Source organism: Calditerricola yamamurae (assembly GCF_054654135.1).
Genome location: NZ_BAAIFH010000006.1, coordinates 344,038 through 360,287, shown reverse-complemented (window position 1 = coordinate 360,287; position 16,250 = coordinate 344,038). Strand labels below are relative to the sequence as shown.

General features: G+C 65.8%; 14 protein-coding genes. All 14 read right to left on the bottom strand.

The genetic code is table 11. The features are described from left to right. Positions 1-71: 71 nt before the first annotated feature. Positions 72-482, bottom strand: coding sequence for a MerR family transcriptional regulator (locus tag ACYQ0Z_RS08090; RefSeq protein ID WP_459866498.1), 411 nt, complete (start codon positions 480-482; stop codon positions 72-74). Between the two features lie 89 nt (positions 483-571). Then, positions 572-1,879 carry a methionine gamma-lyase family protein gene (locus ACYQ0Z_RS08085; protein WP_459868805.1) on the bottom strand — a complete coding sequence of 436 codons (1,308 nt, stop codon included), beginning with the start codon at positions 1,877-1,879 and terminating at the stop codon, positions 572-574. 31 nt (positions 1,880-1,910) lie between these two features. Then, the gene (hflX, locus tag ACYQ0Z_RS08080) at positions 1,911-3,188 is read right to left on the bottom strand and encodes a GTPase HflX (RefSeq protein ID WP_459866495.1); all 1,278 of its coding nucleotides are present in this window, start codon (positions 3,186-3,188) and stop codon (positions 1,911-1,913) included. Positions 3,189-3,217: 29 nt separating this feature from the next. Beyond that, positions 3,218-4,165, bottom strand: a complete 948-nt coding sequence (locus ACYQ0Z_RS08075) for an AAA family ATPase (protein WP_459866492.1) — start codon at positions 4,163-4,165, stop codon at positions 3,218-3,220. A 55-nt stretch (positions 4,166-4,220) separates the two neighbouring features. After that, positions 4,221-4,988 carry a glucose 1-dehydrogenase gene (locus tag ACYQ0Z_RS08070; protein WP_459866489.1) on the bottom strand — a complete coding sequence of 256 codons (768 nt, stop codon included), beginning with the start codon at positions 4,986-4,988 and terminating at the stop codon, positions 4,221-4,223. 206 nt (positions 4,989-5,194) lie between these two features. After that, entirely contained in the window at positions 5,195-5,479 is a 285-nt protein-coding gene (gene hfq / locus ACYQ0Z_RS08065; protein ID WP_459866486.1) for an RNA chaperone Hfq, read from the bottom strand. Between the two features lie 32 nt (positions 5,480-5,511). Further along, the gene (gene miaA, locus ACYQ0Z_RS08060; protein WP_459866483.1) at positions 5,512-6,468 is read right to left on the bottom strand and encodes a tRNA (adenosine(37)-N6)-dimethylallyltransferase MiaA; all 957 of its coding nucleotides are present in this window, start codon (positions 6,466-6,468) and stop codon (positions 5,512-5,514) included. Between the two features lie 44 nt (positions 6,469-6,512). Beyond that, positions 6,513-7,298, bottom strand: coding sequence for a class I SAM-dependent methyltransferase (locus tag ACYQ0Z_RS08055; RefSeq protein WP_459866480.1), 786 nt, complete (start codon positions 7,296-7,298; stop codon positions 6,513-6,515). A gap of 1 nt (position 7,299) precedes the next feature. Further along, positions 7,300-9,225, bottom strand: a complete 1,926-nt coding sequence (gene mutL, locus ACYQ0Z_RS08050; RefSeq protein ID WP_459866477.1) for a DNA mismatch repair endonuclease MutL — start codon at positions 9,223-9,225, stop codon at positions 7,300-7,302. Positions 9,226-9,263: 38 nt separating this feature from the next. Then, the gene (mutS, locus tag ACYQ0Z_RS08045; RefSeq protein WP_459866474.1) at positions 9,264-11,885 is read right to left on the bottom strand and encodes a DNA mismatch repair protein MutS; all 2,622 of its coding nucleotides are present in this window, start codon (positions 11,883-11,885) and stop codon (positions 9,264-9,266) included. 79 nt (positions 11,886-11,964) lie between these two features. Beyond that, a complete protein-coding gene (locus tag ACYQ0Z_RS08040; protein WP_459866471.1) occupies positions 11,965-13,398 on the bottom strand; it encodes a putative amidoligase domain-containing protein in 1,434 nt (477 codons plus the stop codon). Positions 13,399-13,465: 67 nt separating this feature from the next. Then, complete coding sequence (gene cotE, locus ACYQ0Z_RS08035; RefSeq protein WP_459866468.1) at positions 13,466-14,038, bottom strand: outer spore coat protein CotE; 573 nt, start codon at positions 14,036-14,038, stop codon at positions 13,466-13,468. Between the two features lie 182 nt (positions 14,039-14,220). Continuing rightward, positions 14,221-14,607, bottom strand: a complete 387-nt coding sequence (locus tag ACYQ0Z_RS08030) for a YlbF/YmcA family competence regulator (RefSeq protein WP_459866465.1) — start codon at positions 14,605-14,607, stop codon at positions 14,221-14,223. A gap of 4 nt (positions 14,608-14,611) precedes the next feature. Then, a complete protein-coding gene (miaB, locus tag ACYQ0Z_RS08025) occupies positions 14,612-16,078 on the bottom strand; it encodes a tRNA (N6-isopentenyl adenosine(37)-C2)-methylthiotransferase MiaB (protein WP_459866462.1) in 1,467 nt (488 codons plus the stop codon). Between the last annotated feature and the right edge of the window lie 172 nt (positions 16,079-16,250).

Sequence of the window (16,250 nt, the reverse complement as noted above, 5' to 3'; positions counted from 1 at the left end):
GCGCAACCTTCCGGACTCCCGGAGGTGCGGAAGGTTGCGCGTCAGGCCGATTTGTTCGCTTTGGCGCGAGATTAGTGGAAAAACCGAGAAAGTTCGCCCTGGATGAGCGTGGCCTCCTGGCCGGGACGGTGCATCAGTACCTGCTGCTTCAACAGCTCGTGCAGCTCCTTTTCGGTCAGCTGTTTCCGCTTCGACTTGCCCTTGGATTCGATGACGTTTTCCGGCCGAGGCGTTTCAGCGTCTTTCATGGCCAGCATCTTTTTGATCCCGGCGATGTTGACGCCCTGTTCGATGAGCGACTTGATCTCCAGCAAGCGGTCGATGTCATTCAGGGAAAACAGCCGTTGATTCCCCTTCGTTCGCGCCGGCTTGACCAGTTCGTGCTGCTCGTAGTAGCGGATTTGTCGGGCGGACAGGCCCGTCAACTTCATGACGATGCCGATGGGAAACAATGCCATGTTGCGGCGGATGTCGTCAGCCATGCTCGCCCCTCCTCCGCCACACCGAAATCGCTTTCATGGGGGTCTTTGAATTTATTGTATGCTCCCCTTCTGCAACCTGTCAAGGGATGTTACATTCTTTCCTGTGTTCCGGGAAGCGACTCCTCGGCGGGGGGCGTGACGAAACCATCGGCCAGCATCTTGTCGACGGCGGTGAGGACGCCGACTTTTACGTGGGCATAGGTGAGCCCGCCCTGCAGGTAGCCGACATACGGCGGGCGAACCGGGCCGTCAAAGGTGAGTTCGATGCTGGCGCCCTGGATAAACGTGCCGGCAGCCATGATGACCGGGTCGGCGTACCCGGGCATGGGGCTTGGCTGGGGCACCACATGGGCATCAACCGGCGAGGCCTGTTGGATACCCTGGGCAAAGGCGATTAGCGGCTCCGGCGAACCGAAAACGATGCGCTGGATGAGGTCGGTGCGCGGTTCGTCCCACCGCGGGCGTGTGCGAAACCCGAGCTGTTCGAGCAGCGCGGCGGCAAACACCGCCCCCTTGAGCGCCTCGCCCACGACATGCGGTGCCAGGAACAGGCCGAGGTAAAAGTCAAAGGTGGCGCCGAGGGTGGCGCCCACTTCGCGGGCAATCCCGGGGGCCGTCAGGCGGGCGGCCGCCTGTTCCACCAAATCGGCCCGCCCCACGACGTACCCGCCTGTCTTGGCCAGACCGCCGCCGGGGTTCTTGATGAGCGAACCGGCGAGGATGTCGGCGCCCACCTCGGTCGGCTCGCGGGTTTCGGTAAACTCGCCGTAACAGTTGTCGACGAACACGATGGCGTCGGGGCGCAGACTCTTGACAAAGCGGACCATCTCCCCGATCGCGTCAATCGAAAACGAGGGCCGGTCGTCGTAGCCGCAGGAGCGTTGAATGGCCACCACCTTGGTGCGCGGGGTGAGCGCCTCGCGCACCGCCGCCTCGTCGATCCACCCGTCGGGCCCGAGGGGCACGGCGCGGTAGCCGACGCCGTATTCGCGCAGCGACCCGGCCCGCTCCCCGCGCACGCCGATCACCTCTTCCAGGGTGTCGTAGGGTTGCCCCGTGATGTACACCAGGTCATCTCCCGGGCGGAGGAGGCCGAAGAGCACGAGGGCGATGGCGTGGGTTCCGGATACAATTTGCGGGCGCACCAATGCCGCCTCGGCGCGGAAGGTGCGCGCGTAGACGGCTTCCAGCGTATCACGGCCGACGTCGTCCATGCCGTAGCCGGTGGACGGCGCGAAATGGTAGTCGCTGACCCCGCAGGCGCGGAAGGCGTCGAGCACTTTCCACTGATTGGCTTCCACGATCCGTTCGATCTCCCGGAAGCGCGGTGCGATTTGCTCCTCCACGCGCGCGGCGATGGTGCGCAGGAGCGGACCGTAACGAAGCGAGGCGTACAGATCGGTTACGGGTTGAGCGGTTTGTCGCGCATCAGTCATGCTGGTTCCCTTCCACGTCCAGAATGTGCACGAAAATGCCGGATTGGGCCAGGCGCCGGGCCGTTTGCCGGTCCATGGAGGCTTCAAGGGTGTAAGCGGACCCGCTTTCGTCCAGCTGCCACCTCCGCACCACGGCGTGTTCGTGGATGGAGGCCAGCAGGCGACCCGCGGAGACGGGCACGCGCAGGCGCACGGTCACGAAGTCGCGCTGCCGCAGGGCATCGATGCGTTGCCGCAGGCGCTCAAGGTCGCGGTCGGAATAGGCGGAGATGGCGATCTCGTCGGGGTGATCCACGAACAGGCGTGCGTGGGGGGGCAAAAGGTCAATCTTGTTCCACACGAGGAGTTCGGGCAGGTGCACGGCCCCGATGTCGGCCAGCACCTGCCGCACCACGGCGATGTGGCGATCGGCGTTCGGATGGCTCGCATCGACGACGTGGAGCAAAAGATCGGCGTCGCAGACTTCCTCCAGCGTGGCGCGAAAGGCGGCCACCAGGTGGGTGGGGAGGTTCTGGATAAACCCGACCGTGTCGATCAGTACCGCGTCATGGCCGCTTGGAAGCTTGAGGCGGCGGACCGTGGGGTCAAGGGTGGCAAACAGCTTGTCCTCGGCCAGGACGTTGGCCCGGGTCAGGCGGTTGAGAAGCGTCGACTTGCCGGCATTCGTGTAGCCGACCAGGGCCACGCGGAAGACGCCCCCTCTGCGACGCCGCTCGCGCAACAGGACGCGGTGGCGCACCACTTCCGCCAGCTCGTCCTCGAGGTCGGCGATGCGCCGCCTGATGCGTCGCCGGTCCACCTCCAGCTTCGTTTCCCCCGGTCCCCGCGTGCCGATGCCCCCGCCCAGGCGGGACAGCTCGCGTCCCTTCCCGGCCAGGCGGGGCAACAGGTAGCGCAGCTGGGCCAGTTCCACCTGCAGTTTGCCTTCCTTCGTGCGGGCCCGCTGGGCGAAGATGTCCAGGATGAGCTGCGTGCGGTCGATCACCTTGCACGGGATGACCGCTTCCAGGTTGCGAACCTGGGCCGGCGACAGCTCCTGGTCCACAATGACGAGGTCCGCCTCGGCCTCCTCGGCTAGCCGGGCCACCTCTTCCGCCTTCCCCCGCCCCATGTACCAGGCCGGATCGGGCTGGTGGCGATTCTGCGTCACCGTGTACACCACTTCGGCGCCGGCCGTCTCTGCCAGGCGGTGCAGCTCGACCAGGGCGTCGTCGAAGGCCGCAGCATCCTGACCGTCTGTGCGAATGCCGACCAAAATGGCGCGTTCCATCGCACCCCTCCCGATTGTCCCGCTCCATCTTACCAAATGTCGCGCGCTTCGGCCACCTCGAGGTCCTCCGGCAGGAGGGTCATCAACTCGTCGCGCGTGACCGGCGACTTGTGGAGGAGGCGAAGGGCCTGCCGGCGAAAGGCGCGCTCGAGCACGTTGCGCACAAAGCGGGCATTGCTGAATCCGCCGGCGGGGTGATCCATCGCCCTGACGATCATGCGTTTCAGCTTGAGCCGTGCCGTCGGTGACAGCACATAGTCGTGGTCACGGACCATCTGGTCGGCGATGGCGAGGAGTTCGTCCACGGTGTAGTCGGGAAAGGTGAGCTGAATGGGAAAGCGCGACGGAAGGCCCGGATTGACGCGCAAGAAGGCATCCATTTCCTGCGGGTAGCCGGCGAGAATGAGGACAAACTCGTCGCGGTGGTCTTCCATCGCCTTCACCAGGGTGTCGATGGCTTCCTTACCGAAATCCTTCTCCCCGCCGCGGGCGAGGGAATAGGCCTCGTCGATAAACAGCACCCCGCCGAGCGCCTTTTTGATGTGCTCCCGCGTACGCTGGGCGGTATGCCCGATATATTCCCCCACCAGGTCGGCACGCTCGGCCTCCACGAGGTGGCCCTTGGCCAGCACCCCCATCTCGTGGAGCAGGCGGCCGACCAGCCGGGCTACGGTGGTCTTCCCCGTCCCCGGATTACCGCGGAAAACCATGTGCAACGTCTGCCGTTGGGCTTTGAGGCCGGCCTCCAGCCGCCGCTGGCCGACGGTCAGGTACGCGTACACGCCATACAGCACCCACTTGACGCGGTCGAGGCCGATGAGGCGGTTGAGCGCCTCCACCGCCTCGCGCAATCCGGGCGGCGTTGCCGGGTCCGCCAGCACGTCGGCAAAGGGCGCGCGCGGAACTCTGGTCGGCGGAACCGGATCGAAGAGCACCTGAATGCGCGGTCGATGCGCCGTTCGCACCTCGCTGTTCATGCCCGCACCCCCTATCTCTCCCAGTATACGCGGGCAGGGGGCGGGGCCTAGCCGGTCAGACGTAGATCATTTTCACCGTCATGCCGCCGTCGATGACCAGGTTCTGTCCGGTGATGAACCCTTCGCGTTCGGTGGCGAGGAACAGGCAGGCGCGGGCGATGTCCATCGGATCGCCGACGCGTCCCACCGGGTGCTGCGCGCGGTCGGCCTCGGTGTGCTCCGGCTCGTGGCGCAGGCGCTTCTTCTTCCACCGGGCCGTCTCGATCCACCCGGGACTGATGGCATTTACTCGGATCCCGTACGGGCCCAGGGAGATGGCCAAGGCATGGGTGAGGGCGAGCACCCCGCCCTTTGACGCCGCGTAGGCCTCGCTGCCCGGCTCCGACATGAGGGCGCGCGTCGAGGCGATATTGATGATGCTCCCTCCCCCGCTGGCTTTCATCAGCGGAGCGGCGTGCTGGCTGCACAAGAGTGTGCCGGTCAGGTTGACGGCGAGGACGCGGTTCCATTCCGCCAGGGTCAGGTCCTCCAGCGGCGTAAACCGGCTGATGCCGGCGTTGTTGACGAGGATGTCCAGGCGGCCGCAGCGGCGTTCCACCTCCGCAAACAGCCGGGCCACATCCTCTTCCCGGCTGACGTCCGTCGGCTGCCACCAAACCTCCTTGCCTGCTGCCCGCAGCTCCGCTTCCGCTTCCCGTCCCGCTTCCTCATCGCATTCGGCGAGCACGACCACGGCCCCTTCCTCGGCAAACAGCGTGGCCACGGCCCGTCCGATTCCCTGACCGGCTCCCGTGACCACGGCGACACATCCTGCCAGTTTCATGGCGCTTCCCCTCCCGGATGACGAATCGACGGAAACGGTCAGCACTTCCGCGCACGTCAAACAGGGGTGGCGCGTGTGAGCGCCGCACAACGAAGGACGGGCGCCACCCGATCGGGAACGCCCGTCCTGAGAAAACACGCCGGACCGTGTTCCGGCGCGTCGGTTGCCACCGCGTGCTTCCGCCATGGGGTCATGCGCGCAGCCGGTTACGATTCGCTCGCAGGTGCCTGCTGCGCCTCCTGCTTGACCGGTTGCGCCGGTTGCGGGGGTTCGGGCATCAGGGAAACCGGCCGCTGCGGCGTGAAGGTGGAAATGGCATGTTTGTACACCATCATCTGCTTCCCATCGCTTTCAATGACGACGGTGAAGTTGTCGAAGCCCCGGATAAACCCGCGCAGCTGAAAGCCGTTCACCAGATAAATGGTCACCGGGATATGCTCTTTGCGCAGCTGGTTTAAAAAGGTGTCCTGGATGTTGATCGCCTGTTTCATGGGCATCCCCCTTCTCTATTTTTCACAGGATCCTATTCGGCGCGGGCAAAGAACTTTCCTGCCACGAGCCGGCAAATTTGTTCGACGCGCTCGGCGCGCGTCGCCGGGTCGGTCATGTCGAACCAGACGATGCCCGGCATGTGACGGAACCACGTCAACTGCCGCTTGGCAAACTGCCGCGTGCGCCGCTTGATGGCCTCCACGGCCGTCTCGAGGGGGACCTCCCCTCGCAGATAGGGCAAGAGCTCCTTGTATCCCAGCCCCTGCATGGCCGTCGCCTGCTCGTCAAATCCCCGCGCCACCAGCCGGCGCACCTCGTCGACGAGCCCGGCGGCGATCATCCGGTCGACCCGCTCGTTGATCCGCTCATACAGCACGCGGCGATCCATGGTCAGGCCGATCAGGAGAAGATCGTAGGGCGAGGGCCGCTCCTTGTCGCGCTGGAATTCGGCCATCGTCCGCCCGGTGTGCGCGTAAATCTCCAGGGCGCGGATGATGCGTCGCACGTCGTTGGGGTGGAGGCGCGCCGCCGTTTCCGGATCGATTTCCCGCAGCTTCGCGTGCAGGGCCTCGTTGCCATGTTGTTCGGCAAAGCGGCGCCACCGTTCGCGGAGGGCAGGGTCGGCCGGGGCGTTGGAAAAGCGGTATCCTTGCACCACCGCCCGCACGTACAAGCCGGTGCCGCCGACGAGGATGGGCAGCCGGCCGCGGCGGTTGATGTCGGCGATGAGGGACGTGGCCAGGGCCTGGAACTGGGCTACCGAGAACGGCTCATCCGGTTCGAGGATGTCGATGAGGTGGTGGGGGATTTCGGCGCGGACGGCGGGGTCGACTTTAGCCGTGCCGATGTCCATTCCCCGGTACACCTGCATCGAGTCGCCGGAGATGATCTCCCCGTTGAAGCGGCGCGCCAGGATGAGGCTGACGTCGGTTTTGCCCACCGCCGTCGGGCCGACGATGGCCACGAGGCGCTGGCGTTCCGGCGGCATTGCCGCGACCTCCTGGCGCGTGCCTTCCCGTGGTGCCTGCCCGGTCATGGCGTGTCCACCCGGATGATGCCGTAGGCCACCGAGTTGCCGACCTCGTGCACCTCGGCAAAGCCGAGGCGAGTGAACTCCTCGCTGCCCTGCCGCTCCTTCATCACCACCATGCGCCGGGCGACGCGCCGCGCCTCGCGCACGGCCTCCGGCGATAGCGGAGCCGGGTTGGCAAAGGGACGAAGGATGGCAATGCCTTCCGACGCCTCCACCGGGCGGCGGAACATCGGGTCGAAGTAGACGACGTCAAAGGAGCGGTCGGCGCATTGGCGCAGGTAGTTGAGGTGGTCGGCGCAGATGACGCGGATGCGGCGCAGTGCGGCGTCAATGGCGGGTGACCCGCTCCGGTAGGTTTTGAGCCCCTCGGAAACGACGGCGGCGATGAGGGGAACCGACTCCAGCCCCACCACTTCACCCTCTTCCCCTACGGCCAACGACAAGACGGCCGCGTCGGCGGCCAGTCCCAGGGTACAGTCGAGGACGCGGTCCCCGGGTCGGATTTCCATTCGCGCGATCATAGCATCAGTATCGCCGCGAAGGAGGTGTCGCATACGGATCATGGCCGTGTTGGGGTGATAGACAAAGGGCCGTTCGACGCCCGCGCGGTACAGGCGCGGCCCCTCCGCTGTCACGACGAGCACCGTGTCGGTGTGTTCCTCGCGCATCAGCCGGGCGATGGTCCGCTTTCCGCGCGGAACCACGCGCGCGTTCAGGAAGCGAGCCAGCCGTTTGGCCGTATCGCGCTGCGCTTCATCGGGTTTTGGCGAGGTGGTGACGATCATTTCACATCACCCGCTTGAACCATTTTTCCAGCTCATAGGTCGTCACCTGCACGACCACCGGTCGCCCGTGGGGACACGTGAACGGCATCCGGCACCGGGCCAAGTCGGCCAGAAGCGCTTCCATCTCCTGGTGTGTCAGGTAGCGATTCGCCTTGATGGCTGCCTTGCACGCCCGTGACGCGGCAAGGTGTTGGCGCAGGGCGGTCTCGTCGACGCGCGGGTGGCGCAAAACGAGGCGAACCAGGTGGTCGACCCATTCCGACTCTTCCCCGCGGGGGAACCAGTGGGGATGGGCGCGGATGACAAAGGCGTGCGGACCAAAGGGTTCGACATCGAGCCCCAGCCGGCGCAGCTCGTCGAGGCGCTGGCGCAGCACCTCCGCTTCGCCGGGCGGAAGGTCCACGGTCAGGGGCACAAGCAGCGGCTGCACGCGCAGGGGTTCTTCCGCATAGGCGCGGAGGATCGCCTCAAACCAGATGCGCTCCTGGGCCGCGTGCTGGTCGATGAGGAACAGGCCGTCGGGGTTCTGCGCCAGGATGTACGTCCCGTGCAGCTGGCCGATGAGGTGCAGCTCCGGGAAGGGACGGGTTGGACCGGAGGCGTCCGGTTCCGCCGGTGCTGTGTCGCGGGGCATGGTCGGTTGCGGGCCGGCCTTGGCGGCGCGTGGCAAGGGCTTCTCGGTCCCCGCAGACGGCTGCGGCACCGGCTTGGGGGGATCCCGGTCCGGTGGCGTGCCCGAATCGTCGGGCAGCGGCCCGGTTGCCGACGGCGGCGATGCAACCGCCGAAGGGGAGTCGGCCGAGGCGAACAGTGCCGCTGCTTCCCGGGCCACGTCGGCTCCCACACGCCGCGCCGCGTCGAGGGTGGCCAGACGCATCGCCATCTGTTCCGCGCGCGGCTGAACCGAGCGAGCGGGTTTGGTCGGCGTGGGAATGAGGGCCTCCCCTGCCAGGGCGTCGCCGATGGCGTCGCGCACCAGGGCCAGGAGCTCCTCTTCCTTGCCGAAGCGCACCTCCAGCTTGGACGGGTGTACGTTGACGTCGACCAGCTCGGGGTCCATCTCCAGGTGCAAGATGGCGATAGGATAGCGGTGCACCGGCAGCAGGGTGCGGTAGCCGTCGAGGACGGCGCGCAGCAGCGACGGGTTTTTCACATACCGGCCGTTGACGAAAACGGAGATGTACCCGCGGGTGGCGCGGCTCACCTCGGGGCGGCCGACGAGGCCGGTCAGCCGGTAGTCGAGGCTCTCGGCGCGCAGCGGGACGAGGTGCTTGGCCGTCTGGTGGCCGTAGACGGCTGCCGCGGCGTGGAGGAGTTCCCCGTCGCCGGGGGTGGCCAGCAGACGATTGCCGTTGTGCGTGTAAGCAAAGGCGACGTCGGGTCGGGCCAAAGCGAAGCGCGTCACGTAGTCGGTGATGTGGCCGAGTTCGGTGTGCACCGTTTTGAGGTGCTTGAGTCGCGCCGGCGTGTTGTAGAAGAGGTCGCGCACCGTCACTTCGGTGCCCCCGCGCGCCGGGGCGTCTTCCACCGCCATCACGCGCCCGCCTTCCACGGTGACGCGCGTCCCCACCGCTGCGCCGCGCGGGGCGCTGGTGAGCACGACACGGGAGACGGCGGCGATGGACGGCAGCGCTTCGCCGCGGAAGCCCAGCGTGCGGATGCGGAACAGGTCGCGCTCGCGTGCGAGCTTGCTCGTGGCATGGCGCTCGAACGCCCGCCGGCAGTCGTCGCGGTCCATCCCCTCCCCGTCGTCGCGGACGGTGATGCGCGCAAGGCCTCCCTCTTCCACGTGTACGTCAACCCGACGCGCCCCGGCGTCGAGGGCGTTCTCCACCAGTTCTTTCACCACCGAAGCCGGCCGCTCCACCACTTCACCGGCGGCAATTTTGTCGATGATCCGCTCATCCAGGCGCTGGATCTTCCCCACCCGGTCTTCCTCCTTCCCGCTACCGCTTCGGTTGCCGGTTATCCGGAGGACACCTCCGATTTGCGCGTCAGACGGCGTTTCCACTCGAACAAGAGCTGCAGCGCCTCCAGCGGTGTCGTTCGCTCGGGATCAAGGCGGCGAATGGCCTCGAGGACCGCTTCCTCCTCGGGATCGCGCGGCGGTGTGAACAGCCAGTCGGTAAAGGACAGCTGCTGCGGTTCGCCGGACACAGCGTCGGGCGATGCCGGCGTCGAGGCGGGAGACGGACGGCCCGCCCCGTCACGATCGCCTTCCAGTTCGGCCAGGATGGCGCGGGCCCGCTCGATCAGCTCCGGCGGCAAGCCGGCCCGTTCGGCGACATGGATGCCGTAACTCTTGTCCGCCTTGCCCGGGAGGATCTTGTGCAGGAAGACCAGCTTGCCGTCCTGCTCCGAACAGGCCGCGTGGACGTTCACCACGCCGGGGAGCCGTTCGCCGAGGACGGTGAGCTCGTGATAGTGGGTCGAAAAGAGCGTCTTTGCCCCCACTCGGTCATGCAGGTATTCGATCACGGCTTGGGCCAGCGCCATACCGTCGTAGGTGGACGTGCCGCGGCCGATCTCGTCGAGGAGCAGAAGGCTTCGCCGCGTCGCCCCGAGCAGGGCGGCCCGCGTTTCCACCATTTCCACCATGAAGGTGCTGTGGCCGCCGGCGAGGTCGTCAGACGCACCGATGCGAGTGAAGATGCGGTCGACGATCGGGATGCGCGCCCGCTTGGCCGGCACGAAACAGCCCATCTGGGCCAGGATCACGGTGAGGGCCACTTGCCGCATGTAGGTGCTCTTGCCGGCCATGTTCGGTCCGGTGATGAGCAGGATGGGTCGCTCGTCGTCGAGGTACACGTCATTGGGCACAAAGGCGCCGTCGGTCAGCGTGGCCTCCACCACCGGGTGGCGGCCCTCTTCGATGACCAACGGCCCGTCATCGGCCAGCTCGGGACGGACGTAGCCCCGCTCGGCACTGACGTCAGCCAGGGCTTGGAGCACGTCCAGCTCGGCGATGCGGCGGGCCAGGGTCTGCAACCGCACCAGGTGCCCCTTCACCCGATCGCGCAGGGCGCAGAACAGCTCGTGCTCCAGGTCGACCAGGCTGCTTTCCGCTTCGAGGATGAGCGTCTCTTTTTCCTTCAGCTCCGGGGTGACGAAGCGCTCGGCGTTGGCCAGCGTCTGTTTCCGCTCATAGCGGTCCTGCGGCACGAGGTGCAAATTGGGCTTGCTGACTTCGATGTAGTAGCCGAAGACGCGGTTGTAGCCCACCTTCAGCGACTTGATGCCTGTGGCCTCGCGTTCCCGTGCTTCCAGCTCGGCAATCCATGCCTTGCCCTCGCGGCTTGCCCGGCGCAGCTCGTCGAGGCGCGCGTGATAGCCCTCGCGGATCATCCCCCCCTCGGTAATCGTCGGGGGCGGGTCGTCGACCAGGGCCTCGGCAATGGCGGTGGCCACGTCGGGACACGTGTCGGTTTCCGCGGCCCATTTCGCCAAGGGGCCGCCCGCCTCGGCCAGTTGCGCCAGAAGGGCGGCCGCCGCCTCCAGTGAGCGGCGCAGCTGGACCAGGTCGCGGGCGTTGGCGCTGCCGAAGGCGATGCGCCCGGCCAGCCGCTCCAGGTCGTAGACACCCTTAAGCTGTTCGCGCACCTCGAGACGGAGCGGCAGATGGTCATAAAAAAACTGAACGGCGTCGAGACGCTGTTCAATGGCCCGGCGGTCCAGCAGCGGCTTGTCCAACCAACGACGGAGCAGGCGCGCGCCCATGGCTGTCATCGTCCGGTCGAGGAGCCAGAGCAGCGAGCCTTTGCGCTCCTTGCCGCGGATCGTTTCCACCAGTTCGAGGTTGCGCCGCGCGCTGGTGTCCAGCTGCAGGAACTGGCGGGCGCGGTACGGCACGATCCGCGTGATGTGGGCGAGCGTCCGCTTCTGTGTCGCTTCCAGGTACGTGACCAGACGCGTCGCCGCGCGAACCAGCCCGTCCGACGCTTCCCCGCTGATGCGGGCGCGGACGGCGTCCCGCACGGCGTCGGCGTCTCCGTTCCACTCTGTCACCACCGCTCCCCACAGTTGCTTCAGGGTGCGGCGCGGGACGCGCGATGCGGCCTGCTCGTCGAGGAGCACCTCGCGCGGGGTGTAGGCGGCCAGCTCGTCCAGAAGGGCCTGGGTTTCCTCCGTCTCTGTCACGAAAAAGTCGCCGGTTCCCACGTCGCACACGGCCAGGGCCAGCCGCCCGTCCGCCTCGCCGGAGACAGCGGCCAGGTAGTGGTTCTCGCGCCCCGCCAGGCTGTGCCCCTCGATGAACGTGCCCGGCGTGATGACGCGCACCACTTCCCGCCGCACGACGCCTTTGGCCGTCTTGGGGTCTTCCATCTGCTCGCAGATGGCCACCTTGTAGCCTTTGTCTACCAGCTGGCGGATGTACTGTTCGGCCGAGTGGTGCGGCACGCCGCACATCGGCACCCGTCCGCTTCCCCCGTCGCGGCCGGTCAGGGTAATCTCCAGCTCGCGGGCCGCCACCACGGCGTCATCAAAAAAGAGCTCGTAAAAGTCTCCGAGCCGGAAAAAGAGCAGCGCGTCGGGATATTGTTCCTTGATGGCTAAGTACTGCCGCATCATCGGCGTGTAGCCGCCCATTTTCCCACCCGTTTCCTCGCCAAATTCATCGCCTATTATAGCACACGCCATGCCGCGTGGAACGCCGGATCGCGCCCCGCTAGGACGGCCTGGGGCCGCCTTTGGCCGGAGAGGATGCGTTCCGGGCAAAGGGCGGGAGTTGCCAGGCCTTGCGGATGTCTGCCGTCTCCTCCCACGGCTCGCCGTGCTGCGCAAGGTCAAAGAAGGCGTTGAGGGTACTTGCGTAGCGGGCAAAGGATGGCAAGCGCTCAATGTCCGCCCGCACCTCCGGCAAGAGGAGACGCAGCGCCTCACGGTCGCCCTCGTAAAAGGCGCGCTGGGCGTCCGGCTCGGCCAGGGGCAGCTTGCGCAGGGCGAGGTAGTGTTCGGCGATCAGTTTGGCCAAGACGATGACGCCCTTGGCGATCGTCGGGGAGACGAGCCAGCTGGGCAGCGTGCGGTATTCGAAGCCGCCGTGTTCCTGGGGCCGCCAGTCGCCGAGAAACCCATATTTCGGCCGACGGGCGCGCGACGCGGGCGACTCCAGGCAGGCCAGCGGAAGGGCCAGATAGTTGTCAAGGGCCCGCAGCAGGTGGCTGTTCGCGCTGACGCGGCTGAAATGCAGGTGCCCGCCGATGGGATAGCCGTCAAAGGGCATGCCCCCCGCTACCCAGGCCACGTCGGATCGCGTCACCCGTCGAACCCCGAGAAGGAGGTTGCGAATCAGGTCGCGCAGAAGGTCCTTCGGTTCTTCTGCGGGGCGTGGGCGCACTTCACCGATCGGCAGGCGCGTGCGCGTCTTGTCGCCGCGCAGCCAGAGCTGGTCGCACCCGATGCCCCCCCTTCGCGGAAAAAATCGGGAGGCCAGGATCAGCTGGCCCCGCCCGTCGCGCAGCATAAATTCGGGGTCGGCTCCCAAGAGCACCGGTCGGGTTCGCTTCCGATCCCGTTGAAGATTCGCCTCGTACAACGCCAGCTGGCGTTCCAGGCGGCGCACCAGGAGATCTGGCAAGGGTGGGGACGGCTTGACATCCAGCACCGCCCACCCCCCGTTTTTGCGGAGGCCCAGGCGCACCCGTGCCACATCGAGGCCCAGCGCGTACACCACCCGCCAGGCAAAGGTTTGGGCGCGTTTGACTTCCCGGCTGGCAGCCGTAGCCGTTACCTCCACAAAACGCGTTGCACCCCGCCGCAGGCGGTGGGCCAGCAGGGGTCCATCCGGTGTCCGGTACACGGCAAAAGACGTAAGCTGGAACACGAACACCACGTACTGGCGGAGCCACTTGTGTTCCGCTGCCTCGGCTTTGGGGGGCAGCCCGTTGACGGACAGGATGGTCCGCATGCGCTCGGGGTCGGCGACGTTGGCCAGTCCTTCCTGCCCATTGAGCACCGGAACCGGTGCTTTGGAGGCCGCCAGCGCGTCAATGCCCCACTGCAACACGAACGGTACGTTTTCCGCCGTCAGCTGGCTCCCGTGCGGCAAGGAAAACCGGGGAAGCTCGGCCTCCTCTCCGTGCAGCACAAATCCCGGCATTGCCTTCGCCATCCTTCCCTAGGCCGGTCGAAAAAAGAACGGGAGGAGGTGCGCCTCTCCAACCCGGTTAGTCGAGATCGTCCAGCAGGATGTCCGGATCCAGCTCCTCCCCTTCGCTAGTGCCATCGGAATGCACCGCATCGTGCTCCTCGTACTTGTCTTCGCCGCATCCCGGCGGATAAACGAGCACGCAGAGCTTTGTCTCGGCCACCGCCTCGACGTAGAATTCCCCTTCCACCTTCACGATCACGCCGTCCCGGTTTTTTGTCGTCGTTGCCTCGACCGCGCTTGGCGCCTGCGTCACCCGGCAGTGGACCTGCACTGACTCGGGAATGACGTTGGCATCGAAATAGTTCAGGGTTACCTTCTCGACGTAGGAAACCGTTTCCTTGGCCACGGCCGTCTTCGTGTTGTTGTCAAAGGAATACCAGATGTTGACGTCATAGGAACCGACAATTTCGACCGCATCCCCCGCTTTCTCTGCGGTATAGGTGTGGTTGATCACCCAGCATCCCAGAATGCTGGAGGGTGTTTCCGGAGGACGCACAGTATGGGTAGCCTGAAAGTAGAGCCGGCCCTTGCCGCAAATCGCCTTGGCAAAAATTTCACGGCATTGAACGTCCCGTTCGGCCAGGGGCATGGCAAACCCTCCTCCTGCGAATGGTCAGTTCCATTCTATGCAGGACATTCGTCTAGGTGCACAAAAATCACCGCCGGGCCCGGAAAGCACAAAAAGCCCTGCGGGTGTATTCCCCGCAGGGTTTTCACTGCCCGCACCGGTCAACGATGCGGCGTGCAGGCCTGCTGTGCGGCGCTTGTCGATCAGTCCGCGCCCGTTTTGACGTCGAGGGTCCCCGAAACCGTCTGCGCAATCACGTCGGTGATGAGCTGCAGGACCTCGTTCAGGTCGGCCTGCAGCGCTTTGTATTCCTGTACGAGGGGGATCTCGTCGAGCTGGCGCAGGAGCGCCGCCACCTCCGCGTCCATCTGCCGGGCCAATCCGGGCTTCCGGAAGTGATCAAAGGCTGTGGCCTGCTTCTGCTTGCGGCGAATCTCGTCGGTGATGCGCCGAACCTTCTCGTTCTGCTTGATCCGCTCCTCGGCCTGGCGGAAGCGCACCACTTCCTCACATGAGGCCAGGTAATCGGCCAGTTGGCGCGCCTTGGCCAGGACGTCTTCGGCCGTCACGCCGGTGTCAGCATTGGCCACGGCGTCACACCCCGCTGGCAACGAGGGCCTCGCCGTAGAGGGTGTGGGCGTGGGCCTCGGTGATCTTCACCGGCAACAGCTTGCCCACCAGCGCCTCACCGCCCGGGAAATGGACGAGCTTGTTCGTGCGCGTGCGGCCAGAGAGCATGTTCGGGTTGGTCTTGCTCCGACCTTCCACCAACACCTCGACCACCTGGCCGCGCAGGGCCTCATTCTTCTTGCGGGCGATCTCGTCCACCACGGCGTTGAGGCGGTGCAGGCGGTCCTTCTTCTCCTCCAGCGGCACGTTGTCCTCCATTTCTGCCGCCGGCGTGCCCGGGCGCGGCGAATAGACGAAGGTATAGGCGGCGTCGAACTCCACTTCCCGCACGAGGGACAGGGTGTCCTGGAACTGCGCTTCCGTCTCGCCGGGGAAGCCGACGATGATGTCCGTCGTCAGGGAGACCCCCGGGATGGCCTCCTTGATCTTGCGCACGAGCTCCAGGTACTGCTCGCGCGTGTACTTGCGGGCCATCCGCTTGAGGATTTCCGAGTTGCCCGACTGCACGGGCAGGTGGATGTGCTCCACCAGGTTGCCGCCCTTGGCCAGCACCTCGATCAGCTTGTCGTCGAAGTCGCGCGGGTGGCTCGTGGTGAACCGCACGCGCGGGATGCCGATCTTGCGGATGTCGTCGAGGAGATCGGCGAAGTCGTAGTCGAGGTCGACGAAGTCCTTGCCGTAGGCGTTGACATTCTGCCCGAGGAGCGTCACTTCCATGTAGCCTTGGCGGGCCAGGTCGCGCACCTCGGCCAGCACGTCCTGGGGCAGGCGGCTGCGCTCCTTACCGCGCGTGTACGGCACGATACAGTAGGTGCAGAACTTGTCGCACCCGTACATGATGTTCACCCACGCGCGGACACCGTCCTGCCGCACCTTGGGCAGGTTCTCGACGATGTCGCCTTCCTTCGACCACACCTCGACGACCATCTCTTTCGAGTAGAGGGCCTCGCGCAGCAGGACGGGCAGCCGGTGGATGTTGTGCGTCCCGAAGATGAGGTCGACGTGCGGGTAGCGCTGCAGGATGCGGTTCACCACTGCCTCCTCCTGCGACATGCACCCGCACACGCCCAGGATGAGCTCAGGCTTGGTGCGCTTGAGCCCCTTGAGGCGGCCCAGCTCGCCGAACACCTTGTCCTCCGCGTTTTCGCGTACGGCGCAGGTGTTGTAGAGGATGATGTCCGCCTCGCGCTCATCCTCCGTCGGCGCGTACCCCATCCGCTCGAGGATGCCGGCGATCGTCTCGCTGTCGTGGACGTTCATCTGGCAGCCGTAGGTGCGGATGAGGTAGGTGCGGCCGCGGCCGATGTCCTTCATGTCCTCGGGTATATCGAAATCGCGGATGACGTTGACGGCTTCCTTTCCGCGCTTTTTCGCTTCCTTCAGGTTCGGCGGGACGAAGTAGCGGCTGAAATCGATCGTCATTTGGGCCATGATGTCACCCCCTTACAAAAGAAAAGCGCCTGCAGAATCGGCAGGCGGCGCAATCTCAATGCTACTTTAGCATGAGGAAGTGGGAATTGTCAAGGGCGGAGGGGCTCTACGCTAAAAAGTGTGGGAACTAAGAGGAAAAGGCGGTCGACGAGCCAAGGGATAGTTAAGCACA